This window comes from Geobacter sp. (assembly GCA_009684525.1).
GTDB lineage: Bacteria > Desulfobacterota > Desulfuromonadia > Geobacterales > DSM-12255 > Geoanaerobacter.
Genome location: WKKR01000002.1, coordinates 186352 through 210644, shown reverse-complemented (window position 1 = coordinate 210644; position 24293 = coordinate 186352). Strand labels below are relative to the sequence as shown.

Genomic DNA, 24293 nt, shown 5'->3' with positions numbered 1-24293 from the left:
TCCCTGCCATGCCCTTTTGTGGTAGTCTACGCGGACTTGGGGTGGGACGAACGCAGCCTCCTGACACCGCCAGAGAGGAGCATAACCCATTGAATGTACATGGTTCATCCAGTAGAGCCAACGGCGTGGGACTGGTCCTGGCCGCTGCCGTACTCTGGGGAACCACCGGCACCAGCCAGGCACTCGCACCGATCGGAGCCACTCCGGCATCGGTGGGAGCCTTGCGGCTGGCACTCGGCGGCTCTCTCCTCCTGGGCCTCACTCTGCTTCGCGGCGACTGGAAAGGGGGCCGCTCCTGGCCGTTGGTTCCCACTGCCGGGGCAGCTCTTTTCGTTGCCGCCTACCAGCTCTCCTTCTTTGCCGCAGTGGCGCGTACCGGCGTTGCCGTCGGCACCATGGTGGCAATCGGCAGCTCGCCGGTCATTGCCGGAATACTTGCCATCGTGCTGCGCAAGGGATTTCCCGGAACCCGCTGGCTCGTCGCCACCATCCTGGCGATCATCGGCTGCACTCTCCTCACCGGCGCGGGGGGAGAGGTCCGGGTCAACCTCACCGGCATCCTCCTCGCCCTCTGCGCCGGCGCATCCTATTCCCTCTACACCCTGGCGATCAAAGAGATCCTGCCGGACCGCCATCCCGATACGGTCATGGCGGCCGTCTTCTGCGGAGGCGCGCTGCTGCTCTCTCCGCTCCTGTTCGCTTCGCAGCTCTCCTGGCTCCTGGAACCGACAGGGCTCCTGGTGGCCCTGCATCTGGGCGCCATTGCCACTGCGCTCTCCTACTCCCTGTTCAGCCGGGGTCTTGCCACCATCCCGGTCGCCACCGCCGTCACCCTTTCCCTGGCCGAACCGCTGACCGCCAGTCTGTTGGGAATAACCGTGCTGGGCGAAAAGCTGACGTTGGGGGGCATATCGGGCATGGTTCTGCTGTTCGCAGGACTGGGGCTCCTTGCCCTGCAACCGCGGCATGTTTGGCGGAATTGAACTGCACAGTGGGGAAACAGACGGCGTGCGAAGAACCGCACGCCGGGTTGCAAACCACTACGGGTCAGGCAGCGGCACCTTCCAGGCGGAACTTGCTGACCATGGTCGAAAGTTTCCTCACCTGCTGCTCCAGGTTCTTTGCCGCATCCGACGATTCATGGGCACTGGCGGCATTCTGGCGTGTCACGTCATTGATCTGGGCAACGGCCTGATCGATCTGAATCAGCCCCTGGGCCTGTTCCCGTGATGCCAGCGAGATCGCTTCGGTGAGATCGCCGATGGAACGTGCCCCCTCGACCGCCCCCTTGAGATAGCCGTCGATGCTGCTGCTGAGCTCCCCACCCTTGCGCGCCAGCTGCACGGAACTCTGGATCAGGGTCTCGGTCCTTTTTGCGGCATCGGTGGAGCGTTTGGCAAGCTGGCGGATCTCGTCCGTGAGGATCTCGAAGTCGTTACCGGCTCCTTCCACATGAGCAGCCTCGATGGCGGCATTCACCCCCAAGAGGTTCGAGAGCATGGCAATATTGGAGAGATCGTCGATGAGGTACTGAAACTCGTTGGTGAGCTTTTCCGCTTCGCCGGCACTGCTGCCCGTGTCGAACTGGATACTGCCGCGGAATTCGTCCAGGCGGGTAACCGCATCCTCACAGCGCACCGACAGGTTGCGGATCTCGGAAGCAACCACCCCGAAACCGCCGGCCGACGAACGGACCCGGGTTGCCTTGTTGGCGGCGCTGGCCGACAGGGAATCGGTTTCCTTGGCAATGGCATCGATCTCCTGGATGATGACGGCCGTGTTGTCCGCCGACGAACGGATCTCATCCATCGCCGCCAGCATCTGGTCCATGGCCTCCTTTGCCGTGGAGATCGACTCGCTCGCCTTTTTCGCATTGAACTGGGCATCGGATGTGCTCTCGGCACTCTTCTTGGAGCTTTCCGAGATCCGGGAGAGGTTTGTCGAGGTCTCGGCCAGCTGGCGCTCCTGTTCGGTAGCCCCCTGTGAAACCATCTGGCTGCTGTGGGTGATCCGGCTGCCGACGGAGGAAACCAGCTCCACCGTCTCCGCAACCTGGGAAACGGCCGAGTGAAGGGACTCGGCAGTGCAGTTCATCGCCTTCTTGATCGTGGCATGGTCGCCATGGTACCGGCCCGACATCCGTGCGCTCAGGTCGTAATCGGCCAGCCGGCTCAGCACGTCGCTCGCCTCTTGGACCGGGTCGGTCATGGCATCCAGGGTGTTGTTGACCCCGGCGATCAGGTCCTGCCATATCCCGTTGAAGTCCCAGTCGTTCCCCCTGGTGCGCAGCCGGCCCTCGCCGATCTTTCCCACCAGGTTCCTGGTTTCCCGGTCGAGCCCGTAGAGGGTGGCCAGGAGCGTGTTCAGGTTCACTTTCAGCTCGTTGAACTCTCCCTGGTAATCGTCGATGACGAACGGCGGAATCCGGCCGTGGGCAATCTCGTCGATGGAGCCTGCAGCAAGCCGAAGCGGCGACACCAGGCTGTCGAGCATCCTGTTCACCAGCTCGATCAGCTCCGCATCCGCTCCCTTGAAGAGCACGGGGTTGCCCCGCTCCGTCAGCTTCCCCTGCAACATCGCCTCGGCAAGACGCTGGATCTCAGTATGAACGGTCTGATTTCCTGGTTTCTCCTTCTTCATTTCAGCCCCCTCCATGGATCAACCGTAGCTTCCCGGTTATGGCCTGCACCGCAACATCTATGGCTGCCTCGACCTCCGCGGACATGGCATGCCGCGGCAGATCGAAACAGCGCCCTTCGATACCGATCAGAAAAATCTGCGGCGGAATTCTCTCGGGAAAGAGCACGTTGCCCACTGCTATCGCTTCCCGGATGCCGATGCCGTGGGCCGAGATCGCCGACGGGCCGGCAAGCGGGATCTCCTCCCAGTTGAGCTGGTGCACCGTTCCGGGCGCCGCACCGAACTGCACGGCATCGACGACGACCAGCGCCTGTTCGGTCCCTTCCAGCATGTCCAGGATCGCTATGCCGCCGACCCCCACATATGCGAGTCGCGTCCCTGCGGGGAGATCGGCCTCCTGCAGGCGGGCATGGACCTCATAGCCCACGGCGTCATCGGCCACCATCTCGTTGCCGATACAGACGACCAGTATTTCATGACGCCCGGTTCCGGTCATTTCGTCGCGATCTTCACCAGGCACTGTTCCCCGCTTTCGCTGATCTCCGACTTCACCGGCCGGCAGATCAGCTCGTTGACGATGCCATCGAAATAGGCATGAAAGAGCCGGCACATCGGACCGCCCGGCTGCTGACCCCGCTGGCGGCAGATGTCCCGAAGGACACAGCGGTCAAAGGCCAGCTGCCGGTCGGCACCGTTACCGGAGAGCGCGAAGCCGAACCCTGCCTGCATCCGCTCGGCAAGCGTCCCGACCGCCTCGTCGATGGACGGGTTTCCCAGGCGAAACGGCAGCTTGTTCGCCATGGCCCTGCCGGCAATCCGTCCCACCGGTGCGGTCGCCCCCCCCATGATGTTGTCGATGGTCGTGGTGAAGATGTCGAGCAGAAAGCCGATCTCGGCAAAGGCTGCGTGATGATCCTGCAGGGTTGCCTCTTCCCTCTGTTCGCCGGTCATAGGAACCTCTCCATCTTTTCGCAGAATGCAAGATCCCGGTAGAAATTCTTGACGGTGTGAAAGTTGGCATGGGTCAGGGCACCGGACGGACAGAGGTAGGCGCAGGAGAGACAGGCGATGCAGTCTTCCTGGTGACTGACCACGCAGACCCGCTTTTCCTCGTCGTACTCGAACACCGTTGTCGGGCAAATATCGACGCACATCCGGCAACCGCGACACCCCTCTTCGTGAACCTGAATCTCGACCATCAGCATCCCCTCCGAATCCGTTGCTCAGGCTCGCCAGTCCTGGTCACGACAATCTCCAGCGGCATGGTGCCGAAGGCATGGGTGGCACAGGAGAGGCAGGGGTCGTAACAGCGGATGCCGAACTCCACGGCATTGAGCAGTGCCTGGTCGTCCGGACGGTTGATGACGTGGGACGTTGCCGCCTGGGCAACCATCCTGTTGATCAGGGAATAATTCTGCTGCGTCGCCACGATCAGGTTGGCGGCCCGCACCACGCCATTCTCGTCGATCTCGTAGTCATGGAACAGGGTGCCGCGGGGCGCCTCCACATGCCCGACCCCCCTGCCGCCGGGAAAGCGGACCGGGACCCTGGTCTCGCCATGGATGGCCGGATCGGCCAGGATCTCCCGTGCCCTTTCGGCCGCATACAGAAGTTCGATGAGCCGGGCATAGGGCTGCAGGGCATTGGCATGGCAGGGCCGGCTGAACTGGCTGACGAACAGCTCCCGCTCCCGGTCGGCCTCCTCGGTCCCGTAACGGTCGATGACATTGAGCCTGGCAAGGGGGCCGACGCGGTAATCGTGGTGCTCTCCGTCCCGGACGATTGCCACCTGTTTCATGTAGGACCATTCTACCACGCTCTCGGAGAGGTACTGGTGATAGTCTGAGACCGGAAACTGCAGGAGATTGTTCCCGTCCGCATCCACGGCCCGCAGCTCACCCCCCGTCAGGGCGGTGGTGCCGTCTTGCTGCACCGTCCCCAGGCTCCAGGCAGGCACCACCCAGTCGGCAAGCATGGCCGGATGGGTATCGAGCTGCTTCATGAGCAAGCCCTTGACCACCGGAGCCAGTTCGCGCACCAGCAGCAGGGCCCGGTCCGTCCATTCCTTCAGCTGCCGCTCCTTTTCCCCGTCCAGGACAAAGGCGATCCCCCCCGCCACCGAGGTGACCGGATGGGTTCCCCGCCCGCCAACCAGTTCGTTGATCTTCTGGCCGATGGACCGGCACTCAAGCGCCTTTTTGGCGATCTCCGGAACGGCCTGGACCACGCCGACCACGTTGCGGATGGCGGGATCGGCATCGAGCCCCAGCACCAGGTCCGGCCCCTGCAGCACGAAGAGGGAAAGGCAGTGGGAATGGATCAGGTGGCCCATGTACATCAGCTCCCGCAGCAGTTTCGCCGCCGGTGGCGGCTCCACGCCGGCAGCGTTGTCCAGGGCGTTGGTTGCTGCCAGGTGATGGGCAGTCGGGCAGACCCCGCAGATACGGGCGGTAATCAGTGGCATCCGGTCCGCATCCATCCCGGTCAGGATCCGCTCGAACCCTCGCAGCTCGTTCACCACCAGCCCTGCCGATTCCAGCCCGCCATCGTTGCCGATCTTCAAAAAGACGCGGGCATGCCCCTCGATACGGGTAACCGGGTCAATCGTTATGATCCTGTTCATAATCCTCTCTCTCCTCCTCGGTCCATTTCCGTATCAGAAACGTCGGCTTTTCCCCGATCATCGGCGTCGCCATGGTGTAGGAATAGTGCGTCTTGGAGGTCCGTTCGATCTCGCGCACGATCTGCTCTCTGGGGATCAGTGTCAGGCGGGACATCCGCTCGGCGATCTCGGTCCGGATATCCCGGTTGGGCTCGGTGAGGATCTGCATGGTTGCCCCGGCACAGCCGGAACAAGGGATGCCGTTCAGCGGGCAGGGGGAGAGACAGCGGTCAAGTGTCACCGAACCCATGCAGAGATACCCCTGGCTCAGGAAACATTGTTCCGGGTCGGGCACCCCTTCGGAGTTCTTCCTGATCCGGTCGACCTCGCTCTTCTCCATCTGCCGCTTGCAGCGGGCGCAGACCGACTCCCTGGTGGCGGCCCTGGGGGGACGGCCTTCCACCAGCCCCAGCAGGGCATCGAAGACGACCGCCGGATGGGGCGGGCAGCCGGGCAGGTAGAGGTCGACGGGGATGACGCTGTCCAGCGGCGACACGCTCGGCTCCAGCCGCGACACCTCGGAACCGGGGCACTGGGTGGAGCAGGTGGTCTTGTTGTTGCGGTAAACCGTGTCGAGGATATCCTCGCAGCTGTGGACATTGCCGGCGCCGGCAATGCCGCCGTACACGGCGCAGGTCCCCCAGGCAACGATCAGGTCGCAGCTTTTCCGCATCTCTTCGGCGGCATGGCGGTCATGCTCCGACCTGATGGCCCCGGAAACCAGGCCGAGCCGCGCCTTGGGATAATCCTTGATGTCGGTCAAGACCGGGCAGCGCTGGATACTCACCGCCTGAAGTACGGTCAGGATCTTTTCGTGCAGGTCGACGATGGCCACATGGCAGCCGGAGCAGTCACTCAGCCACTCGATGTTCACGGGGATGGAACTCATGCAACCTCCTTCGTCCCGGCCTTCTGGATCAAGAGCCGCTTGTAACAGGCGTTTTCACCGGCGTGGCGGATCTCCAGGACCGAATCCCGCCCCATGATATTGAGCAGTGCGCCAGCAAAGAAGCCGAACATCATGTTGCAGAGAGAGCCTTTCTGCTGGTGTCCGAAGCGGAAGAGCGACTGGCGGATCATGCAGTCCCTGAAGACCAGGTTCACCTCTTCCCCGGTTTCCGTAAGCTCGATCATCTCGGGGCGGTCATGCATCTGGAACGGCTCGAAATGCCAGAGGCAGCTGTTCTCCTGCAGCACCCTGCGGACCGATTCCAGCGCCTGCAGCAGATCGTCGGTCTTCTCCACCTTCTCGGAGAGTTTCATCCCGAGCCGCTTCCCTGCCAGATAGGATATGCCGTTGGCCGACTCGCCGATCGCCTCTTCGATACCGCTGGCTATCGCCCCGAGAAATGTCATGGTCTCCTGGAGCGAGGCACGTGTCGCAGCTAGCTCAGTCATGTATCCATCCTTCTCCCTCAGGGTCGAGGGGAGCGTGATGTATCGCCGCTTCGGCTAAATGGTGTCAAAAGAACGTTTGTCGGGAGGAATGACCGGAAGAAGTGACATCGCTGGCTCCATTGCCGAAACGGCGCAAGTCATTGTCGTTACGGTGCTGCATTTCTAAAACTCTGATATGAATCTTCGTATACCCTTATATCGGGCTCACAATATCCAGCTTTAGGAATATTTCATCACCCCTTAAGCAAAATGAAACATATCTGCTCGATACGATAACGTCGCCACGCCATGCAGGAAAATACCGGGCACTGCTGCAAACGGATCTGCCCATCTGGAATACGCCTTCCCCATGACAACTGTGGATAACCATTGACGCATGAACTGTCGATGGTACAATGAGCCGACTCTGGAACGGCACCATCCCCTGGACCTCATGATCACCATTTCCACCGCCATCCATATCGACGCACCGGCGCGACGGACCTGGGAGCTTCTCACCGATTTCGATCTCTACCCCCACTGGAATCCGCTGGTTCGCCGCGTAAGCGGAACCCTTGCCCCAGGTGAGCGGCTGGAGCTGGTCATGGAGCTGCCCGAACTCCCTCCGTTCAAGCTCCATCCGGTCATCGAAACCGTGACCCCGGACCGGGAACTCGCCTGGCAGAGCAGGCTTGCCATCCCCGGCATCCTCTCCTGGCGCTATTGCTTTCTCATCGAGCAGCTCTCGCCCGAGCAGCAGCGGTTCAGCCAGGTGATGACCTTCACGGGCCTGCTGGCGCCGCTGTTCGCGCCGGTCATGCGGAGATTCCTGCTCGCCGGGGCGGAAAAGCTGAACCGGGCGCTCCTGAAATGGGCGGGGAAAGAGGTCCAGTGCCTCCGCTGCTGATGCTCCATCACCAATCTCGACAAAGGAACACCCCTTGAACCGGAAAAAACTGTTCGTCCTCATTGCTGCCGCAACGGCAATCGCGCTCTTCTTCGCCCTCGACCTGGGCCGCTTCCTGACCCTCCACGCGCTGAAGGAAAACCGGCAGGCGCTTCTGGACTACTACGCGCAGCACCGGCTGGCCATGGTTGCCGGCTTCATGGCCCTCTACATCGTCCAGACCGCCCTCTCCCTCCCCGGCGCCGCCATCCTCTCCCTTGCTGCCGGTGCCGTCTTCGGCGCGGCCATGGGCACGGTCTACGCCAACATCGCAGCCACCATCGGCGCTACCCTGGCCTTTCTCGTCACCCGCTATCTCCTCCACGACATGGTTCAGCAGCGGTTCGGCGCCAGGCTGGCAAAGATCGACCGGGAACTGGAGGAACGGGGGCTCAACTACCTCCTCTTCCTCCGCCTGGTGCCGGTCTTCCCCTTCTTCCTGATCAACCTTGCCGCCGGGCTCACCCGCCTGCCGCTACGCACGTTCTTCATCGGCACCATGATCGGCATCATCCCCGGCGGATTCGTTTACTGCAACGCCGGCGCCAGCCTGGCAACGATCAATTCGCTCGGTGAGATCGCTTCGCCGCGGGTTTTGGGCTCATTCGCCCTGCTCGGGCTGTTCGCCCTGGTACCGGCGCTCTACAGCAAATTCAGGGGGAAAACCCCTTCGCCGCATTGAGTTATATCGAGATGGAACCGGATACTTTTACGAAGAGAAGCAGGGAGGAGAGATGGAGACCTACTACGACCCGAAGGACCTGGACAAGTTTCCGGACATCGGCAAGGATGCGCCGGAGCTGGCGAAGAAATTCTTCAGCTATTACGGGGCGGTATTCAGCGAAGGCGCCCTCACCGAACGGGAAAAGGCACTGATCGCCCTGGCTGTTGCCCATGCGGTGCAGTGCCCCTATTGCATCGACGCCTATACGCGCAGCTGCCTGGAAAAGGGATCGAACCTGGAGGAGATGACCGAGGCGGTGCACGTGGTCAATGCCATCAGGGGGGGCGCCTCGCTGGTCCATGGGGTGCAGATGCGCAAGATCGCGGAGAAGCTGTCGCTCTAGCAGGTTGTTGAAAAACGGCCATCTCGCCGCCGTCCTCGAAAGCCGCCTTGTGCGGCGTAGCGCTGCTACGCCTCCGCAGGGCTTTCTGCGGGTGCGCCGATCTGACTGTTTTTGAACAACCTGGGATATTCAACAACCTGTTAGCCCCGCGGCAAACGGTCACGCCTCGGGGGAATGGCCGTTTCGCTTCTCTCCGACGATCCGGCCGTCACTCACCGTATAGATGGTGTCGAACCCTTCCACCATCCGCTGGTCGTGGGTCACCACCAGGATGGCCGAGCTGTTGTCCACGGCCAGACGCTTGAGCAGCATCATGACGTTTTTGCCGTTTTCGCTGTCCAGTGCTGCGGTCGGCTCGTCCGCCAGGATCACCCTCGGCCGGTTGGCCAGGGCCCTGGCAATGGCGGTCCGCTGCGATTCCCCGCCGGAGAGGAGTGCCGGGTAATGGTTGAGCCGGTGGCCGAGCCCCAGGCTCTCCAGGAGCTCTATACCCCGCGCCTTGGCCTCCTTTGGGGGGACGCCGTTGATATCCATGGCAATCATGACGTTTTCCAGGGTAGTCAGAAACGGGATCAGGTTATGGGCCTGGAAGATAAACCCGAGCTTTTCCCGGCGCACCTTCTTGATATCCAGGCCGGCCCGCCAGCCGTCATTTGCCACCAGTTCGCCATCCAGCATCACCCTGCCGCGGGTCGGCTCGTTCACCAGGCCGATGGTGGTAAGCAGGGTGGTCTTCCCCGAACCCGAAGGACCGAGGATCGCCACCAGCTCGCCGGGGCGGACCGTGAAGCTCGCGTCGGTCAAGGCGGTAACGGCCCGGTCCCCCTCGCCATAGATCTTGGTCAGATTTTCCACTTCGACGGCAAACATATCCTCACCCTCCCAACGCCTGTGAGGCCTCTACCTTCAGGGCCTTGCGAATCCCCACCATGCTGGCGGCGATGCAGATCACCACGACAATGACGAACAGGAGCTGCAGGTCGATGGCAACCAGGTCGACCCGGCGGGGAAACTTGTCATGGGTGGACCAGATCGCCGCGTAGCCGATGCCGTAGGCCACGAGCCCCATGAGCAGCGACTGCTGCATGATCAGGCCGACAATGACCCGGTTCTGGGTCCCGATCAGCTTCAGGGTGGCGATCACCCGCAGCTTGTCCAGAGTCATGGTATAGATGATCAGGGAGATGATGACCCCGGAGATCACCAGCAGGATCACCCGGAACAGGCCGAGCTGCATCTTGGCCTTCTGGATCATCCCCTTGGTCAGGATCTCTTCCTGCTCCAGCCGGGAAAAGGGGCGCAGATGGTTCCAGCGGGAGATCCTCTCTTTGACCTGCGCCAGGTTTGCACCCGGCGCCAGTTGTGCCACGACCGTATTGACGATGTGGGTCGAGCCGGCGATACCGGAGACCACCGGAGCCAGCCGCTCGGCCTGACCCGGCGCAAGCGCCCTGCTGGCAGCGAGCTGCTCCTCCATCCTGGCCCGGCTGTTCCGGATGGCGTTGTTGTCGTCCTTGAACTGGATCTTCTGGGCATCGGCAAGGGTCACGTAGGCGACCGGGTCGCCGGAGGAGGAGACCATCTTTTCGGTGATGCCCACCACGGTATAGTCGTCGCCGGCAAGCCGCAGCCGTTCCCCCAACGGGAGCTTCATCGCCTTGTCCACCACGATCTCGTAATGCTTCTGCCTGATCGGCCGCCCCGCTACGATCAACGGCGGCCCACCCAGGCCGTTCAACTCGTACCCGATCAGGAAAAACCGGTAGGGCTTGCCGGTCCGCTCGATCTGGATGTTCTGGAACGAGAGGGCCGAAGCGGCAGCCACGCCGGGGACCCCCCTGATCCGGTATTTGGCATCCTCGGGGATACGCGAGGTGGCGGCGAACGGACCGCTGGTGTCCTGCTGCACCACCCAGAGATCGGCGCCGGTAGCGGTGAGGATCGCGGTGGCATCGGTAAAGAGCCCCCGGTAGATCCCTCCCATGCTCATGACCACCCCGAGCAGGAGCCCCAGGCCGAGGCAGGTCTGGACGAATCGCCCCCGGTGATGGCGTATGTCGCGCAGTGCCAGGTTCATGATCCGACCCGGACCCTTTTGCCGTCCCTGAATCTGGCCATCGCCTCGGGCGGCGCCACGGCAACGAGATCGGTCGCAGCCAGGCCTTTGCGGATCTCGCTGAAGCCGTTTCGCTCCTCAATGCCGATCTCGACCGGGCGGAACGCCAGCCGGCCGTCGACGACGACCCAGACCCCGCGCTGGGCCCCCCTGCTGACCACGGCCGCCGAGGGGAGGGCCAGCACGCCCCGTTTGGCGGCGGCGGTGATATAGACGTCGGCCTGTTCGCCGATGCGGAAATCCTTGCGCGGTTTGTCAAAGGCGACGTCGACCTCCAGCTCTTCGGTGACCCGGTCGCTCTGCCGCGCCAGGCGGGCAACATGGCCGGGGATGGCAACCTGCTGGGCCGAACGAAGGGATATCTGGGCGGGCTTGCCCACGCCGATCCCTGCCAACAGCGATTCGTCGACGTTCGCCTTCACCCAGACCGTTGCCGGGTCGGCCATGGTAAAGATCGACTGGCCGCTTGCCGCGACCGCCCCGTGCTCCAGGTCGCGGGAGACGATGATGCCGTCCTGCGGCGCATATATCTCGGTATCGGCCAGGCGGGAACGGGCCACCTCCTTGCCGGCGCTGCCGGTCGCCGTCTCCTGGCACGCCGCTTCGACAGCGGCAACGGCCCGCGCCACCTCTTCTCGCGCCACCAGGCAGGCGGTCTCGTACTGCTCTGCCTCCTGGCGGGAAACCAGGTTCTTCTCCGCCAGCGAGCGGTAGCGCTGGGCGTTCCGTTCGGCCAGCGCCAGGGTGGCCCTGGCCTTCTCCAGGTTGGCCTTCTCCAGGTTCCCGGTTGCCCTGGCCCGCTGCACCATCGCCTCGCTCTGCCGGACCTGCTCGGAGAATTCGCGGTTATCCAGCCTGGCCAGCAGCTGCCCCCGGCGCACGGTATCACCCTGATCGGCAAAGAGGGCAACGATCCGGCCGTTGATCTTGGGCGCCACGGCCACCATCACCTTGGCCTCCACGGTGCCGTTGCCGTACACCTCGGCAACCAGGTCCCGTGCGGCCGGCCGGACCCCCTTCACCTGCGGTGGGGCGAGCAGGGTCAGTTTCAGGACAACTACCGCAACGGCGATCCCTGCGGTCCAGAGAAGCGGTTTTTTCCATTTACCCACAAAAGCGCGTTTCATGACTCAAGTCTCCCTCTGCTATTCCGACCCGACGGCGCGCGCCAGGCGCGCCCGGGCAATGCCGATATCGTAGACTGCCTCGATGTTGGCCGTGTCGGCCGACAGGGCCTGGGCCTGGGCATCGGTAACCTCGATGATCGAGCCTACCCCTTCCCCGTAACGCCCCAGGGCAAGGGCAAGGGTTTCATGGGCCGCATCCCGCTCTTTTGCCGTTGCCTCCAGCCTCGACTCCGCATCCCTGATGGCGAACCAGGCGGTCTCGACCTCCTTGACGATGGAGAGCCTGGTGTCCTCTGCCCTGGCTTCGAGGGCGCTGATCTGGGCGGAAGCCTCCTGTTCGCGGCTCGTCACGGCATAGCCGGAAAAGATCGGCACGGAGAGCGAGACCCCGACATTCCAGACGTTCCCCTCCGGCGGGAAGTTCCGGTCGGCATAGCCGACATCGGCGTTCCCGGTCAGTACCGGCAGATGGCCGCTTTTGGCTGCCCTGTGGGTGCCGCGGGCAGCGGTTATCTGGGCCTGGATCAGACGAAGTTCGGCCCTGCGCTGCATGGCCAGGCGCTGCATCCCGGTCAGGTCCCCCCCCATGCCGGCGTCGGTTGCGGGTTCGGCCAGTTGGCGGTTGGGGGGTGCCTTCAGCCCCAGCGCCGTTGCGAACTCCATCCTGGCAACCTCGCGGTTGGTTTCGGCACGCGACAGCGCAGAGCGGGCGTTGTAGTAACTCGCCTCGGCCTTTGCCACATCCACCTTGGCCCGGATACCGGCGGCATGGAACTCTTTCGCCTGCCTCAGCATCTCTTCCCGCGACTTGAGGGTCGCCTCTACCGCCGACACCTGTTTCTCGGCCGCCAGCAGGAGGTAGAAGGCGCTCCGTGCCCTGAGGGCAATGTCCTGGCGGGTCAGGGCGACTGACTGACGTGCGGCATCAACGCCGCCGCGCTGGCTCTCCACCGCCCCGGCGGTCCTGCCGAAATCGTAGATCGTCTGCCTGAGCGTGGCCACGGCAGTATATGCCTCGGTGCTCCGGATGCCGTTCAGCGGCGAAAAATAGGTTCTCCCCTTGCTCCAGTCGGCATCCAGGCTGATCTGCGGATAGTAGGCAGACTGCGCCAGGCCGATCCGGGCCTCGGCGCCCGCCTGGTTGGCCAGGGCCTCCGTGGCACGGGGGTGATTCCTGACGGCAATCGCCACTGCCTCGTCCAGGTTGAGAGCGGCCGGCGGCTCCGCACCCGACCGTGTTGCCGCGAGCAGCAGCATGCATGACACCAGAACCGGAAATCTCATCGTAAACCTCCACTCAAGGGGATATCCTTTTTGTAATTATCCACTCACATATTATCCGCATGTGTGCCCCGCAGCAGCTGCAGGAAATTGTGCAACAGCCGCTCCCCATCCTCCCGGATATCGAAGGCGGCATTGCTCATGTTCCAGCGAAGAGCCGTAAAACTCAGCATCCCGAGCAGTGTCAGCGCGGTCTCCCGCGGGGCCACGCCGGCTGTGAACTCCCCTTCAGCCACGCCGGCCGCGATGATCCCGGCCAGCGTCTCCACGTAGCCGCTCATGCGAAGGAACAGGGACTGGGACAGCTCGCGGTCGCCGATCTGGATATCCTCGGAAAAGATGAAGCGGGGCATGCCGGGGTTCTGGGCGATCAGGGCGAGATGGAAGGTGAAGATCTTCTGCAGCTTGGCCAGGGGGCTGCCGCTGCCGGCAGCGATGGTTGCGGCCCTTTTCATGATGTTGTTGCCGATGAATTCGGTCAGGGCGATAAAGATCTCCCTCTTGCCGGAGAAGTGCCGGTAGATGTTGGCCTCGCTCATCCCGGCCTTCTCGGCAATGGCGGCAATGGTCGTGCCCCCCACCCCCCGCTCGCCGATGACGGCCAGGGCCGCCTGGACGATCTCTTCTTTTCTGACCTGCGTCTTCTTTTTCGGCAGCATCGGCATCTCCATTTTATGCGAACGTATATTCACATTATAGGAAGCCTTGTGCTGCTGTCAAGAAATTATGGCTTATTTTTTACGAATGGCTGGACCAGGAGACGGGGCAGGGTGAGCCGGAGGGGGTCGCGGTACTCTTTCAGGCCGATGGTCATGCCGAGCTGGCCCGCTTCGGGCTGGGGGCGATAGGTGCCGCAGAGGCGGTCCCACCAGGGGAGATTGAAACCGAAGTTGCTGTTGGTCTCGCGCACGACGACCGAATGGTGGACCCGGTGCATGTCCGGCGTCACCATCAGCAACCTGAGCCAGCGGTCCAGGCCGAGCGGCAGGGAGATATTGCCGTGGCTGAACATCGCCGTCGCGTTCAGGACCACCTCGAAGACGAGCACCGCCAGGGGTGATGCCCCCAGGAGCACCACGGCGGCGAGCTTGATCCCCAGGGAGATGACGATCTCCACCGGATGAAAACGGTTGCCGCTGGTGACGTCCAGGTCCAGGTCGGTGTGGTGCATCCGGTGGAAGCGCCAGAGTATGGGGAGAAAATGGAACAGCACATGCTGCAGGTAGATGATGAAATCGAGGACGATAACGGCGAGGGCGAGCTCCAGGAGCGGCGGCAGCGAGGTCTGGTTGAGCGCCCCCCAGCCGCGCTGTTGCGCCAGAAGGGCCACCTCGACCGGCATGAGCGGGAAGGCCAGGCGGACGACCGCGGTGTCGATGGCGACCAGGGAGAGATTGGCAAACCAGCGCTTTCCCTTGGCAACGGTCAGCTGCCGCCGGGGCGCGAGCAGTTCCCAGGCGGCAACCGCGGCCAGAACGGCGCAAAAGATGGAGAGCCGGATCATTCCCTCATTCTGCATGGGACTCACCTCCCGGAATCGGATCAAAACGGATCGATGCAACCCTTGACAGCACTGCAGCCATTCCCTATAACCGGTATATCATTACCCTGGTGCGCCATGACACAGAAACGACAGCACATACTCGCCCGCCCCTGCTGGGTGTTCGACCTGGACGGAACCCTCACCGTGCCGGTCCACGACTTTGCCGCCATCCGGGCCGAACTGGGCATCCCGGCCGGAGACGACATCCTGGCCCATCTGGCAGAGCAGGAACAGGAGCGGGCAGACTGGATGCAGCAGCAACTGGCGCGCATCGAGAACTCCCTTGCCGACAAGACCGAAGCCGCTTCGGGGGCGACGCCGCTCATCCGGCTCCTTGCCGAACGGGGCGCCCGGCTCGGCATCCTCACCCGCAACACCAGGGAGACCGCCCTCTCCACCCTGGACAAGATCGGGCTGGCCGGCCATTTCCATCAGGCAGCCATCATCGGCCGCGAAGAGAGCCTGCCCAAGCCGGACCCGGAGGGGATCCAGAGGCTTGCCGCGCTGTGGGGGGCGCTGCCGGAGCAGATGGTCATGGTCGGCGACTATCTGTACGACCTCCAGTGCGGACGGGCAGCAGGGACGGCCACCATCCATGTGGACCCTGCCGGCCGGTTCCGCTGGCCCGAACTGGCCGACCTCTGTGTCAGATCGCTTGTCGAACTGGCCGAACGGCTCGCTGCCCGCTGACCAGAGCCGGCCGTCACCACCGGTCGCTACCGACCTCCCGGAAAAGGAGCATCCCATGCGCCCCTTCATGCGCTACCGCGTCCTGCTGCCGATTGCCCTGATCATCGGCCTGGCACCGTTCCCCTTCGCCCCCGAGCCCCATCTGCTGGAAAAGTCCCGCATGCTCATGGACAGGACCCTGCAGAGGCCCATCGACATCTTCGACCTCTGCTGGCATGCCTGGCCGCTCGCCCTCCTCGGCTTCCGCATGGGGCAGGACCTGGCCAGGTTCTTTCTCGAAAAACGGGCCGCCTGACAGCGGGGACACCCTTCACGACCCGGCAAGACGCCAGCAGGGCCCGTCCTCCCGGACGAATCCCTCGCCTGCCAGCTGTTCCAGCGCCTTCCGGACCTCGGGCTGCGGCCGCTCGACCCTGGCGGTCAGCTCACCCTCGCTGGCGCTCCCCCCCTCCAGCAGGCATTTCAGCAGCCGGCCGCGCAGCTGACGGTTCGAACCATGGAACGGGGACTGCCGCACGTGGTGCGCGCTCCTGCGGGCCGGGTTCCCTGCGGCCCGCTTGAGCATGACGCCGTAGTCCATCAGGGCATTGAACCAGCGCCGCGGCTCCGTGCGGTCCAGGGTCGCCTCCACCAGCGGCAGGATCTCCCGGTCGGTCACCCCCTCGCGGTCCCGGAAGAAGAGATGAATGAAGACCGCGCGGATATTGGTCTCGATCAGCGGCAGCGGCTCGTTGAAGGCGAACACCGCCACGGCGGCAGCGGTATAGGGACCGAGCCCCGGCAGGGAGCGCAGCGCAAGCTGATCACCCGGCACCCTCCCCTGCCAGCGCTCCATAATCAGGCGGGCCGCCGCATGAAGCGCCTTGGCCCGGCGGTTGTACCCCAGCCCCTGCCAGGCGGCGAGCACCTCCGGCAGCGAGGCAGCGGCAAGGCTCGCCGGATCGGGAAAGAGGCCGACGAACTGCCCGTATTTCTCCCTCACCCGCTCCACCTGGGTCTGCTGCAGCATCACCTCCGAAACCAGGATGCGATAGGGATCGCGCGTCTCCCGCCAGGGGAGGCTGCGCAGGTGCCCTGTGCCGCTGTCGTAGATCATCTGCCGGAACCGGCACACGACCCCCTCCGTCATCCCATCCCGTTCGAAGGCCGCAGCCAGTTGCCCGCTGTCGTTTGTCGTCGTCCCATCCCCCATGACCAAATCTCCGTGCTCTGAACCATACCATCCCCGCGGCCATCTCTCAAGGGATGGCCGAAAAGCGGCTGCAGGCGAGCCGGCCGGATGCTGCTCCGCCTGCCGGCGGCAAGCTCCCCCGGCCATCTTTCCCCTTGCTTTTCCGCAGAGTTTTGCTATGATGCGGTCGCTTCCGGGGAGTCCGGCTGCCCGATCCGTGCGGAGTCAAGAGCGGGAAAGAAGCTTGCGTGCATGAAGGATGACGATTACTGGATGGGGTTGGCGCTGCAGGCGGCGCGCAAAGCGGGCTTACGCAACGAGGTCCCCATCGGCGCAGTCATCGTCCGGGACGGCAAGGTCCTCGGCTCCGGCTACAACCTCCGCGAGTCGCACCAGGACCCGGCAGCCCATGCCGAGCTGATCGCCATCCGCCGCGCCGCGCAGCGGACCCGCAACTGGCGGCTCACCGGCGCCACGCTCTATGTCACCCTGGAACCCTGCATCATGTGCATGGGCGCATCCATCCTGGCCCGCATCGACCGGCTGGTCTACGGTTGCCCCGATCCCAAGGCAGGTGCGGCAGGCACGCTCTACGACCTCTCCTGCGACAGCAGGCTGAATCACCGCTTCGTCGTCGAGAGCGGGGTCCGGGGCGCCGAATGCGCCGCACTGTTGAGCGACTTTTTCAGGGAGCTGCGCCAGAGCAAGAAGAAGGCGGGTTTGTAGCAGCAGAACAGTTTCGGAGAGATGGCCGAGTGGTCGAAGGCGCTTGACTCGAAATCAAGTGTGGGGGTGACTCCACCTAGGGTTCGAATCCCTATCTCTCCGCCATGTCAACAAGGGGTTACGGTCATAAGGCCGTAACCCCTTGTTGTTTGCGACACCATTTTTCCCCGCGGATGTCCGGCAGCCCGGACGCTACCTGGTCTCCTCCGTTGCAGGGGGAATCGCCCAGCGTTCCCTGGGCACCACCTTCGGCTCTGCCGGGTCGCCCCGGTAATGGGGAGACATGATCTGGACGCCGTATTCGTTGAAGACGTCCTGGATATTGGCGTGCAGGGTGTTCATGACCGCAGCGCGCGACGTCGGTTCGCTGGGTATCGCCTGGCAGACCAGCCGGTACTCCGGGTAGAAGTCGGACAGGGCGGTCTGGAAGACCTGGGGCGGCGGAGCCTTCAGAATGCCCGGAGTACGGGCCGCCGCCTCGATCAGCATGGCATGCACCTGACGCCAGGGCGTGTCGTAGCCGATGGTAACGGTGGTGTCGAGGATATACCCGTTGCCTTTGACCGTCCGGGAATAGTTTCGCGAGACATTGTTCAGGATCAGGGAGTTGGGGAGCGTCAGTTCCTCTCCGAGGCCGGTGAGGATCCGGGTGGTAAAGAGCCCCAGTTCGACGACGGTCCCTTGATGCGAGGCGATTTCGACATATTCACCCTGCCTGATGGTACGGGTATACATCAGGATAAGGCCGCTGGCAGCCTGCCCGACCAGGCTCGACGCCCCCAGCGAGATCATGAGCCCCACCAGCACCGACAGCCCCTTGAATGCCTCGGTACCGGAACCGGGGAGGTAGGGATAGGCCATGACAAAGGCGAACAGCCAGATTGCCACCGAAACCAGCCGGCGGGTCGGACGTGCGGTATCCCGGTCGAGCCAGGTCACCTCGAATTGCCCCTGCTCGATCCGGCTGAACAGGGCACTGACCAGCTGCACGGCAAATCGGGCCAGCAGGAAGATCAACAGGGCGACGAACAGATCGGGGAGCATCCTGATCGCTGCCATGCCCCCTTTCAGCACGAGATCGATCAGGTACTGGTTCAGCCGCGTCCCCCATGGACGGGTGTACGGGAAACGCCCCAGCGTAAAGCCGACCCATTCGTACGTCAGTACCAGCACCATCAGCCAGTAGGCGACGGTCACCCCGTGCTGGACCAGCACCAAAAGCCTGTCCTTGCGGATGATCGCCTCTCCGCCCACCGAAAGCCGCTCGGCATGGCGGTGTACAAGCCGCAGCAGGCGTGCTGTCTGCCACCTCCGTGCACGGTTCAACCCCCAAATCGCCAGGATCAGGACAACGGTTGCCGCCAGTGCGTATCCGGACGCCTTCGCCAGCGACGACAGATCCCGTGACTCGCGGGTCTCCCGTACCACCTGTTCGAGGGCGGCAACGGTCTGTTGCACCGTTTGCTCCGGCGTCTCCCGAGTCAGCGGATCGCTGTCCTCAGGGGTCAGCATGAACGCCAGAACGCCATCGATCATGATCGAATATCCCTGCGGGATCTTCTGGCTCGAAACCCGGAGCGCGCCCCCCTGTGAACTGCCCAAAAGCCGCCGCAGCGCCTCTTCTGCCCGCTGTGCCCGCTCCTCCACCGGCACTCCCAGCAAAGGAGCGCGGAACACGGCGACCGGCCGGTTGAGGATCGTCACCGTCACCCCCGACCGTTGCGGGGAAGCCGCAGGTGCATCCAGAGCCCAGGCAGAAGCCTGCAGCATCACGAGAAAAACCATGCTTCGCACCAGGAGCAGGAACATAAGGTTTCCGTTTCGAGTGGGTCAGATACCGGCTGTCAGAGTAACAGCAAGTATAACGTGCGTATTCCGGGTCGTCCAATTCGGGGCGGCATGGCCGACGTCGACCCGTCTGCCGGTCCCGGTTCTGCAGCAGCCTGCAGTTCTGGCGCCGGGCCTCCGCCACGGGTCAGGGGAAGAAATCCCTCGACAGATAAATGAGATATGTGATATATGCTCATAAATCCTTGCCAATACAACGTCTGGAGTCATGTCATGACGTTCAGCCCGGACCAGATCCATATCGACACACCCTGACCCGCCCCAAAGGCGGGTTTTTCGCTTTTTGGGGGTGTAAAATTTTTTTACTCAGTAAAGATTTTTTACACAGCTGTGCTTTACTTTCACGTATCGGGGTGTTCTTGCGATGAACCTGTTTGTCGTAGTCGTGGTTGTTCTCGTTATCGTGGCTCTGGTTGCTGCTCTCAAGGCAAAGCAGGCTCCCCAGGCTGATGGGTTAGCCTTTGAGAGCAAGGGTCCCCTCTTTTCCGCGGCTGAGCGTTCGTTTCTCGGCGTGTTAGAACAGGCGCTTGACAGCCGTTACCGGGTTTTCGGCAAGGTGCGGCTGGGTGATCTCGTCAAGCCGGCCAGAGGGCTCTCCAACAGCAAGCGGACAACCGCCCAGAACAAGATTCAGCAAAAGCATGTGGATTTTGTGGTATGCTCGGCGGCGGATCTTGCCGTCGTCGGCGTAGTGGAGCTCGATGACCAGTCCCATGCACGGGCAGATCGGGCCGGGCGGGATGATTTTGTGGATCAGGCCTTGGCTGGGGCAATGATCCCGGTAGTACACATTCCGGCCAAGAAGGGGTATGCGATTCAGGAGGTCCGCGCGAAGCTGGTAGAGGAGTTCAAGCTTGCCGCTGATTCACCCGCGCCTGTAGCGACAGAAGAAGCGCCTGCCCCCGAACAGCCCGAACCACCAGTGACGGCGCATGATAGCCTCCCTCAACCAGAGGAGGTCGCCCCGGTCTGCCCAAAATGTGCCGCTGTAATGGTAAAGCGGCAGGCAAAGAACGGGCCGCATGCGGGGAAGTGGTTTTGGGCCTGTTCGCAGTTTCCCACGTGTCGGCAGGTGGCGCCAATAGAGAACAAATAAGATCAATTACGACAAAACTGGTAAGTTGCTTCCGCAATCCTGATGCAGGAAAAACCTAGATGCAAATCATCGATAACATAAGCTCTCTGCTAGGCGACAATCTCAAAGAGACTGTAAAGCCGAATTCAAAGCTAAAGATCGCTGCGTCGTGCTTTTCGATATACGCTTATGAAGCCCTGAAAAAAGAACTGGAGCAGATTGATTCCCTCCAATTCGTATTCACTTCCCCTACCTTCATCTCCGAACAGATCACCGATAAACTGGGAAAAGAGAAGCGCGAATTTTTTATCCCGAAGTTGCAGAGGGAAACCAGCCTCTATGGGTCCGAATTTGAGCTGCGGCTTAAGAATGAGTTGACCCAGCGAGCCATAGCAAAGGAATGTGCTGATTGGATTAGGCGTAAGGTCCAGTTTAAATCCAATTGCGCCAATGTGCCGATGCAGCAGTACGCCTGCGTGGGTAATGGTCAGGATCATTCGGTCTACATGCCGCTGAGCGGCTTTACAGCTGTTGATCTCGGCTATCAGCGAGGCAATGCCGTATCAAATTTTGTCAACAAGATGACTGATCCGGCAATGACAACAGCTTACCTCCAACTTTTCAACCAGATTTGGAATGACAACCAGAAGGTGCGCGATATCACCGACCAGGTTTGTGAGCATATCGCGGCCGTCTATACTGAAAATTCGCCTGAATCGATTTATTTTCTGATCCTCTACAACATCTTCAATGAATTTCTCGAAGATGTCTCCGAAGATGTCATGCCCAATGACCTTACCGGCTATCAGGACAGCCTGATTTGGAAGAAGCTTTTCAACTTCCAGCGAGATGCTGCTATCGGGATCATTAACAAGCTGGAAACTTTCAATGGTTGCATTTTGGCTGACAGCGTTGGCCTGGGTAAGACTTTCACCGCCCTGGCAGTTATGAAATATTACGAGCTGCGTAACAAGTCCGTGCTGGTACTCTGTCCGAAGAAGCTTGCCGACAACTGGCAGAACTATAACCAAAATCTAGTAACGAACATCTTCGCCAAGGACCGCTTCAATTACGATGTCCTGTGCCATACCGACCTGCAACGCTCCCGTGGCTACTCACTGGGCATTCGGCTCGACCGAATCAACTGGGGCAATTATGACCTAGTGGTTATTGATGAATCTCACAACTTCCGTAACAACGACGCATATAAGGACCGAGAGACCCGTTACCAGAGATTGATGAACAAGGTTATCAAGGAAGGGGTCAAGACCAAGGTGCTGATGCTGTCGGCAACACCGGTCAACAACCGCTTCAATGACTTGCGTAACCAGCTTGCTCTTGCCTATGAGGGTGAGTCAGAAAGTCTTGATAAGAAGCTCCGTACCGAGCGCGATATTGACGAAATATTCCGACGTGCTCAGGGAACGTTCAACGTATGGGCTAAATTGCCACCTGAAGACCGTACTCCAGAAGCGATACTGAATGCCTTGGACTTTGATTTCTTCGAGATGCTGGACAGCGTAACCATTGCCCGCTCTCGCAAGCATATTCAGAAGTTTTACGATACCAAAGACATTGGGCCATTCCCGCAGCGTCTCAAACCGATTTCATATCACAGCCCCTTGACACAACGTGCCGATGTCATCGGGTTCAATGACATCTTCAATCGTCTGATTGCCTTGAGCATGGCGGTCTATGCGCCGTTTCGCTATATCTTGGCCAGTCGGCTTGGCAAATATGAAGCCCTATACGACACACAGGTAAAAGGTGGCATTTCCCGGCTTAAACAGAGTGACCGTGAAAAGAGTCTTCAGGCATTGATGACAGTGAACCTGCTGAAGCGGCTGGAAAGCTCGGTCGAAGCATTCCGGCTTACTTTACAGATGCTGCAGGAAAAGCATGAAGCCACACTGACCAAGATTCAGAAGTTCAAGCAGACCGGCATTGATGACAATTTTGATGATGTGGCAGCAGCGTTCGAAAATGCCGATGAAGACGAGATGGATATCTCCGGTAATGGTGATGACAGCATCGGCGGCAAAGTAAAAGTCAGCTTGGCTGATATGGATCTTGAATCGTGGAGCTTCGATCTTGGCAACGACTTGGAGATTCTGTCCGAACTGTTCGGTGAGATGGCAAAAATTACCCCGTCTGATGACGCCAAACTACAGACCCTGAAAAAAACCATTACACGGAAGCAGCAGGAACCGATCAATCAAGGCAACAGGAAGGTTATCATCTTTACTGCCTTTGCCGATACCGCCGGATATCTCTACGATAATCTGGGACCATTCATCAAAGAACAGTTTGGGCTGCACACCGCAAAAGTGACCGGCAGCGACAGTTGCAAGTCCACCCTCAAGCATAGTTACGATTTCCAGTCTTTGCTTACCCTGTTTTCTCCGGTCTCCAAGGAAAAGTCACTGATATTGCCGAAGGAACCGGCGGAGATCGATGTCTTGGTCGGTACTGACTGCATTTCCGAAGGCCAGAACCTTCAGGATTGCGACTATCTGATCAACTACGACATCCATTGGAATCCCGTGCGCATCATCCAACGGTTCGGACGTATTGATCGTATCGGATCAAAGAATACCTGTATTCAGCTGGTAAACTTCTGGCCGGACATCTCGCTTGATGACTACATCAACCTGAAGAACCGAGTTGAGAGTCGCATGGTGATTGCCGACGTTACCGCTACGGGAGACGATAACGTACTGAGTGCCGAGGCCAACGACCTGGCTTTCCGTAAAGAGCAGTTGCAACGCCTCCAGGATGAAGTGATTGACCTGGAGGATGTGAAGACCGGCGTCTCAATTACCGATCTTGGCCTGAATGACTTCCGCATGGATTTGGTTAATTACGTTAAGACAAATGGCAATCTGGACAAAGCACCCAAAGGGATGCACGCGCTCATTGCGGCTGATCCTGAAAAGGGACTTCTCCCTGGTGTCATATTCGTATTACGCAACACTGATAACGGCATCAACGTCAACCAGATGAACCGCCTTCACCCCTATTATCTGGTCTACATCAACATCAATGGTGAGGTTGTCATCAACCATACCGAAGTCAAACGGATACTCGACCTGCTCCGCTCTGCCTGCAAAGGCAAGCCGGAACCGATTCCCGAGCTGTATGGGCCGTTCAATCAGGAAACCCGCGATGGCAGGAAGATGGAGACCTATTCCCGGCTATTGGAGCAGGCGATTCACTCCATGATCGACCTGAAGGAAGAAAAGGACATAGATTCCCTATTCAGCAGTGGTGGTACTTCCGCACTCCTGAACACCATCAGCGGCCTTGATGATTTTGAGCTGATATCCTTCCTGGTGGTACGAGATAACATCTGATTATGTTCATCTACCCGGCAAAAGCGGCGGTCAACCGGCCAGTACCAAAAAACAAGCTGTACGCCAATGCCAAACCGAGCAAATCGGTTAAGGAGAAGTTTGTCTCACAGATCAGCGAGATCATCTGGAAATACAAGCTAGCACCGGAAACCACGAACCTTGCTGCACGGGATGGCTTCACGGAAATTCAGATATTCGAGATTGACCTCAAGGAACCGGAACTCAGCACCGATGTTCTGGCAGTTATTGATAAAGCGATTCCTTACCCGATATTCTTTCAGTTGCGCTATGACGATCAGGTGAAGGGTATTGCGGCTTTTAAGCGACCTGCGGAAGATGGATCAGGAACGTGGGTAATAGAGGAATACTTTGAAACCGGTTGGACTGATGCCACGATACCAGCCACGCCTCTTCCGGTTGCTCTTGACCTGAAAGCACTGTATGAGCAGATGCTTCTTACCTATATTGACCTGCCGCCATGCAACGGGGAATCGCTGGCAGCTCTTGTCGAGCGGATCAGGCAGATTCGGAAGTATCGGCGGGAGCTGAAGGCACTTGAAGCAAAGATGAACAGCGAGAAGCAGTTTAACCGCAAGGTGGAGTTGAACGCCAAGGTGCGGAGCCTGCAATCGCAACTGACCGCATTGACGAAATCATAATCTCGATACAAG

The 24293-nt window shown here is 60.8% G+C and carries 25 protein-coding genes and 1 tRNA gene; 11 read left to right on the top strand and 15 right to left on the bottom strand.

Annotation, left to right across the window (positions count from 1 at the left end):
• Nucleotides 1-8 precede the first annotated feature (8 nt).
• A complete protein-coding gene (locus GJT30_07270; GenBank protein ID MSM39403.1) occupies nucleotides 9-983 on the top strand; it encodes an EamA family transporter in 975 nt (324 codons plus the stop codon).
• Nucleotides 984-1047: 64 nt separating this feature from the next.
• On the opposite strand, the gene GJT30_07265 is transcribed toward GJT30_07270, so the two are convergent.
• Genes GJT30_07265 through GJT30_07235 form a run of 7 tightly spaced genes read right to left on the bottom strand, consistent with a single transcriptional unit; the run spans nucleotide 1048 to nucleotide 6700 of the window.
• Nucleotides 1048-2640 (bottom strand): methyl-accepting chemotaxis protein, encoded by a 1593-nt coding sequence (locus GJT30_07265; GenBank protein ID MSM39402.1) that lies wholly within the window; start codon nucleotides 2638-2640, stop codon nucleotides 1048-1050.
• Between the two features lies 1 nt (nucleotide 2641).
• Complete coding sequence (locus tag GJT30_07260) at nucleotides 2642-3109, bottom strand: hydrogenase maturation protease (protein ID MSM39401.1); 468 nt, start codon at nucleotides 3107-3109, stop codon at nucleotides 2642-2644.
• Nucleotides 3110-3132: 23 nt separating this feature from the next.
• A complete protein-coding gene (locus GJT30_07255; GenBank protein ID MSM39400.1) occupies nucleotides 3133-3591 on the bottom strand; it encodes a hypothetical protein in 459 nt (152 codons plus the stop codon).
• Nucleotides 3588-3839: a 4Fe-4S dicluster domain-containing protein gene (locus tag GJT30_07250; GenBank protein MSM39399.1), complete on the bottom strand. Its 252-nt coding sequence runs from the start codon at nucleotides 3837-3839 to the stop codon at nucleotides 3588-3590. The genes GJT30_07255 and GJT30_07250 overlap by 4 nt, the downstream gene beginning before the upstream one ends.
• A complete protein-coding gene (locus GJT30_07245; protein MSM39398.1) occupies nucleotides 3839-5263 on the bottom strand; it encodes a Ni/Fe hydrogenase subunit alpha in 1425 nt (474 codons plus the stop codon). Before GJT30_07245 ends, GJT30_07250 begins: the two co-directional genes overlap by 1 nt.
• Entirely contained in the window at nucleotides 5241-6191 is a 951-nt protein-coding gene (locus GJT30_07240) for a methyl viologen-reducing hydrogenase (protein MSM39397.1), read from the bottom strand. The genes GJT30_07245 and GJT30_07240 overlap by 23 nt, the downstream gene beginning before the upstream one ends.
• On the bottom strand, nucleotides 6188-6700 hold the full coding sequence (locus tag GJT30_07235; GenBank protein MSM39396.1) for a hypothetical protein: 513 nt from the start codon (nucleotides 6698-6700) through the stop codon (nucleotides 6188-6190). Before GJT30_07235 ends, GJT30_07240 begins: the two co-directional genes overlap by 4 nt.
• Nucleotides 6701-7076: 376 nt before the next feature.
• Between GJT30_07235 and GJT30_07230 the strand changes: the two genes are divergently transcribed.
• The 3 genes from GJT30_07230 to GJT30_07220 are packed head-to-tail and all read left to right on the top strand — an operon-like array spanning nucleotide 7077 to nucleotide 8692.
• Nucleotides 7077-7586, top strand: coding sequence for an SRPBCC domain-containing protein (locus tag GJT30_07230; protein MSM39395.1), 510 nt, complete (start codon nucleotides 7077-7079; stop codon nucleotides 7584-7586).
• 34 nt (nucleotides 7587-7620) lie between these two features.
• Nucleotides 7621-8307 carry a TVP38/TMEM64 family protein gene (locus GJT30_07225; GenBank protein MSM39394.1) on the top strand — a complete coding sequence of 229 codons (687 nt, stop codon included), beginning with the start codon at nucleotides 7621-7623 and terminating at the stop codon, nucleotides 8305-8307.
• Between the two features lie 52 nt (nucleotides 8308-8359).
• Complete coding sequence (locus GJT30_07220; GenBank protein MSM39393.1) at nucleotides 8360-8692, top strand: 4-carboxymuconolactone decarboxylase; 333 nt, start codon at nucleotides 8360-8362, stop codon at nucleotides 8690-8692.
• Nucleotides 8693-8851: 159 nt separating this feature from the next.
• On the opposite strand, the gene GJT30_07215 is transcribed toward GJT30_07220, so the two are convergent.
• The 6 genes from GJT30_07215 to GJT30_07190 all read right to left on the bottom strand — a co-directional run bounded on the left by GJT30_07215 (nucleotide 8852) and on the right by GJT30_07190 (nucleotide 14735).
• Complete coding sequence (locus GJT30_07215) at nucleotides 8852-9562, bottom strand: ATP-binding cassette domain-containing protein (GenBank protein MSM39392.1); 711 nt, start codon at nucleotides 9560-9562, stop codon at nucleotides 8852-8854.
• Nucleotides 9563-9566: 4 nt separating this feature from the next.
• A complete protein-coding gene (locus GJT30_07210) occupies nucleotides 9567-10769 on the bottom strand; it encodes an FtsX-like permease family protein (protein ID MSM39391.1) in 1203 nt (400 codons plus the stop codon).
• Nucleotides 10766-11935 (bottom strand): efflux RND transporter periplasmic adaptor subunit, encoded by a 1170-nt coding sequence (locus GJT30_07205; protein MSM39390.1) that lies wholly within the window; start codon nucleotides 11933-11935, stop codon nucleotides 10766-10768. The genes GJT30_07210 and GJT30_07205 overlap by 4 nt, the downstream gene beginning before the upstream one ends.
• 18 nt (nucleotides 11936-11953) lie before the next feature.
• On the bottom strand, nucleotides 11954-13219 hold the full coding sequence (locus tag GJT30_07200) for a TolC family protein (protein MSM39389.1): 1266 nt from the start codon (nucleotides 13217-13219) through the stop codon (nucleotides 11954-11956).
• 44 nt (nucleotides 13220-13263) lie between these two features.
• On the bottom strand, nucleotides 13264-13875 hold the full coding sequence (locus GJT30_07195; protein ID MSM39388.1) for a TetR family transcriptional regulator: 612 nt from the start codon (nucleotides 13873-13875) through the stop codon (nucleotides 13264-13266).
• A gap of 65 nt (nucleotides 13876-13940) precedes the next feature.
• Nucleotides 13941-14735, bottom strand: a complete 795-nt coding sequence (locus GJT30_07190) for a sterol desaturase family protein (GenBank protein ID MSM39387.1) — start codon at nucleotides 14733-14735, stop codon at nucleotides 13941-13943.
• A 99-nt stretch (nucleotides 14736-14834) separates the two neighbouring features.
• On the opposite strand from GJT30_07190, the gene GJT30_07185 reads away from it, so the two are divergent.
• Together GJT30_07185 and GJT30_07180 are read left to right on the top strand one after the other, a co-directional pair.
• A complete protein-coding gene (locus tag GJT30_07185) occupies nucleotides 14835-15449 on the top strand; it encodes an HAD-IA family hydrolase (GenBank protein MSM39386.1) in 615 nt (204 codons plus the stop codon).
• 55 nt (nucleotides 15450-15504) lie between these two features.
• Complete coding sequence (locus GJT30_07180) at nucleotides 15505-15744, top strand: hypothetical protein (GenBank protein MSM39385.1); 240 nt, start codon at nucleotides 15505-15507, stop codon at nucleotides 15742-15744.
• 15 nt (nucleotides 15745-15759) lie between these two features.
• Here the strand turns inward: GJT30_07180 and GJT30_07175 are convergent, their stop codons facing one another.
• Nucleotides 15760-16641, bottom strand: a complete 882-nt coding sequence (locus GJT30_07175) for an A/G-specific adenine glycosylase (GenBank protein ID MSM39384.1) — start codon at nucleotides 16639-16641, stop codon at nucleotides 15760-15762.
• 231 nt (nucleotides 16642-16872) lie between these two features.
• Here GJT30_07175 and tadA point away from each other — a divergent pair, with 231 nt between their 5' ends.
• Together tadA and GJT30_07165 are read left to right on the top strand one after the other, a co-directional pair.
• Nucleotides 16873-17346, top strand: a complete 474-nt coding sequence (gene tadA / locus GJT30_07170) for a tRNA adenosine(34) deaminase TadA (GenBank protein MSM39383.1) — start codon at nucleotides 16873-16875, stop codon at nucleotides 17344-17346.
• A gap of 15 nt (nucleotides 17347-17361) precedes the next feature.
• A tRNA-Ser gene (locus tag GJT30_07165) sits at nucleotides 17362-17451 on the top strand.
• 87 nt (nucleotides 17452-17538) lie between these two features.
• Here GJT30_07165 and GJT30_07160 read toward each other — a convergent pair.
• The gene (locus GJT30_07160) at nucleotides 17539-19155 is read right to left on the bottom strand and encodes a mechanosensitive ion channel (protein MSM39382.1); all 1617 of its coding nucleotides are present in this window, start codon (nucleotides 19153-19155) and stop codon (nucleotides 17539-17541) included.
• Nucleotides 19156-19558: 403 nt separating this feature from the next.
• Between GJT30_07160 and GJT30_07155 the strand changes: the two genes are divergently transcribed.
• From GJT30_07155 to GJT30_07145, 3 genes are read left to right on the top strand one after another with little or no spacing between them, the layout of a single operon-like run.
• A complete protein-coding gene (locus GJT30_07155; protein ID MSM39381.1) occupies nucleotides 19559-20290 on the top strand; it encodes a DUF2726 domain-containing protein in 732 nt (243 codons plus the stop codon).
• Nucleotides 20291-20349: 59 nt separating this feature from the next.
• Nucleotides 20350-23622: an ATP-dependent helicase gene (locus GJT30_07150; GenBank protein ID MSM39380.1), complete on the top strand. Its 3273-nt coding sequence runs from the start codon at nucleotides 20350-20352 to the stop codon at nucleotides 23620-23622.
• 2 nt (nucleotides 23623-23624) lie between these two features.
• A complete protein-coding gene (locus GJT30_07145; protein ID MSM39379.1) occupies nucleotides 23625-24281 on the top strand; it encodes a DUF4391 family protein in 657 nt (218 codons plus the stop codon).
• Nucleotides 24282-24293 lie beyond the last annotated feature (12 nt).

Bases quoted from the DNA above. Each gene is read 5' to 3' on its own strand.
- GJT30_07270 (MSM39403.1), top strand. From the start codon at position 9: ATGCCCTTTTGTGGTAGTCTACGCGGACTTGGGGTGGGACGAACGCAG.
- GJT30_07265 (MSM39402.1), bottom strand. From the start codon at position 2,640: ATGAAGAAGGAGAAACCAGGAAATCAGACCGTTCATACTGAGATCCAG.
- GJT30_07255 (MSM39400.1), bottom strand. From the start codon at position 3,591: ATGACCGGCGAACAGAGGGAAGAGGCAACCCTGCAGGATCATCACGCA.
- GJT30_07250 (MSM39399.1), bottom strand. From the start codon at position 3,839: ATGGTCGAGATTCAGGTTCACGAAGAGGGGTGTCGCGGTTGCCGGATG.
- GJT30_07245 (MSM39398.1), bottom strand. From the start codon at position 5,263: ATGAACAGGATCATAACGATTGACCCGGTTACCCGTATCGAGGGGCAT.
- GJT30_07240 (MSM39397.1), bottom strand. From the start codon at position 6,191: ATGAGTTCCATCCCCGTGAACATCGAGTGGCTGAGTGACTGCTCCGGC.
- GJT30_07235 (MSM39396.1), bottom strand. From the start codon at position 6,700: ATGACTGAGCTAGCTGCGACACGTGCCTCGCTCCAGGAGACCATGACA.
- GJT30_07230 (MSM39395.1), top strand. From the start codon at position 7,077: ATGAACTGTCGATGGTACAATGAGCCGACTCTGGAACGGCACCATCCC.
- GJT30_07220 (MSM39393.1), top strand. From the start codon at position 8,360: ATGGAGACCTACTACGACCCGAAGGACCTGGACAAGTTTCCGGACATC.
- GJT30_07215 (MSM39392.1), bottom strand. From the start codon at position 9,562: ATGTTTGCCGTCGAAGTGGAAAATCTGACCAAGATCTATGGCGAGGGG.
- GJT30_07210 (MSM39391.1), bottom strand. From the start codon at position 10,769: ATGAACCTGGCACTGCGCGACATACGCCATCACCGGGGGCGATTCGTC.
- GJT30_07205 (MSM39390.1), bottom strand. From the start codon at position 11,935: ATGAAACGCGCTTTTGTGGGTAAATGGAAAAAACCGCTTCTCTGGACC.
- GJT30_07200 (MSM39389.1), bottom strand. From the start codon at position 13,219: ATGAGATTTCCGGTTCTGGTGTCATGCATGCTGCTGCTCGCGGCAACA.
- GJT30_07195 (MSM39388.1), bottom strand. From the start codon at position 13,875: ATGCTGCCGAAAAAGAAGACGCAGGTCAGAAAAGAAGAGATCGTCCAG.
- GJT30_07190 (MSM39387.1), bottom strand. From the start codon at position 14,735: ATGCAGAATGAGGGAATGATCCGGCTCTCCATCTTTTGCGCCGTTCTG.
- GJT30_07185 (MSM39386.1), top strand. From the start codon at position 14,835: ATGACACAGAAACGACAGCACATACTCGCCCGCCCCTGCTGGGTGTTC.
- GJT30_07180 (MSM39385.1), top strand. From the start codon at position 15,505: ATGCGCCCCTTCATGCGCTACCGCGTCCTGCTGCCGATTGCCCTGATC.
- GJT30_07175 (MSM39384.1), bottom strand. From the start codon at position 16,641: ATGGGGGATGGGACGACGACAAACGACAGCGGGCAACTGGCTGCGGCC.
- tadA (MSM39383.1), top strand. From the start codon at position 16,873: ATGAAGGATGACGATTACTGGATGGGGTTGGCGCTGCAGGCGGCGCGC.
- GJT30_07160 (MSM39382.1), bottom strand. From the start codon at position 19,155: ATGTTCCTGCTCCTGGTGCGAAGCATGGTTTTTCTCGTGATGCTGCAG.
- GJT30_07155 (MSM39381.1), top strand. From the start codon at position 19,559: ATGAACCTGTTTGTCGTAGTCGTGGTTGTTCTCGTTATCGTGGCTCTG.
- GJT30_07150 (MSM39380.1), top strand. From the start codon at position 20,350: ATGCAAATCATCGATAACATAAGCTCTCTGCTAGGCGACAATCTCAAA.
- GJT30_07145 (MSM39379.1), top strand. From the start codon at position 23,625: ATGTTCATCTACCCGGCAAAAGCGGCGGTCAACCGGCCAGTACCAAAA.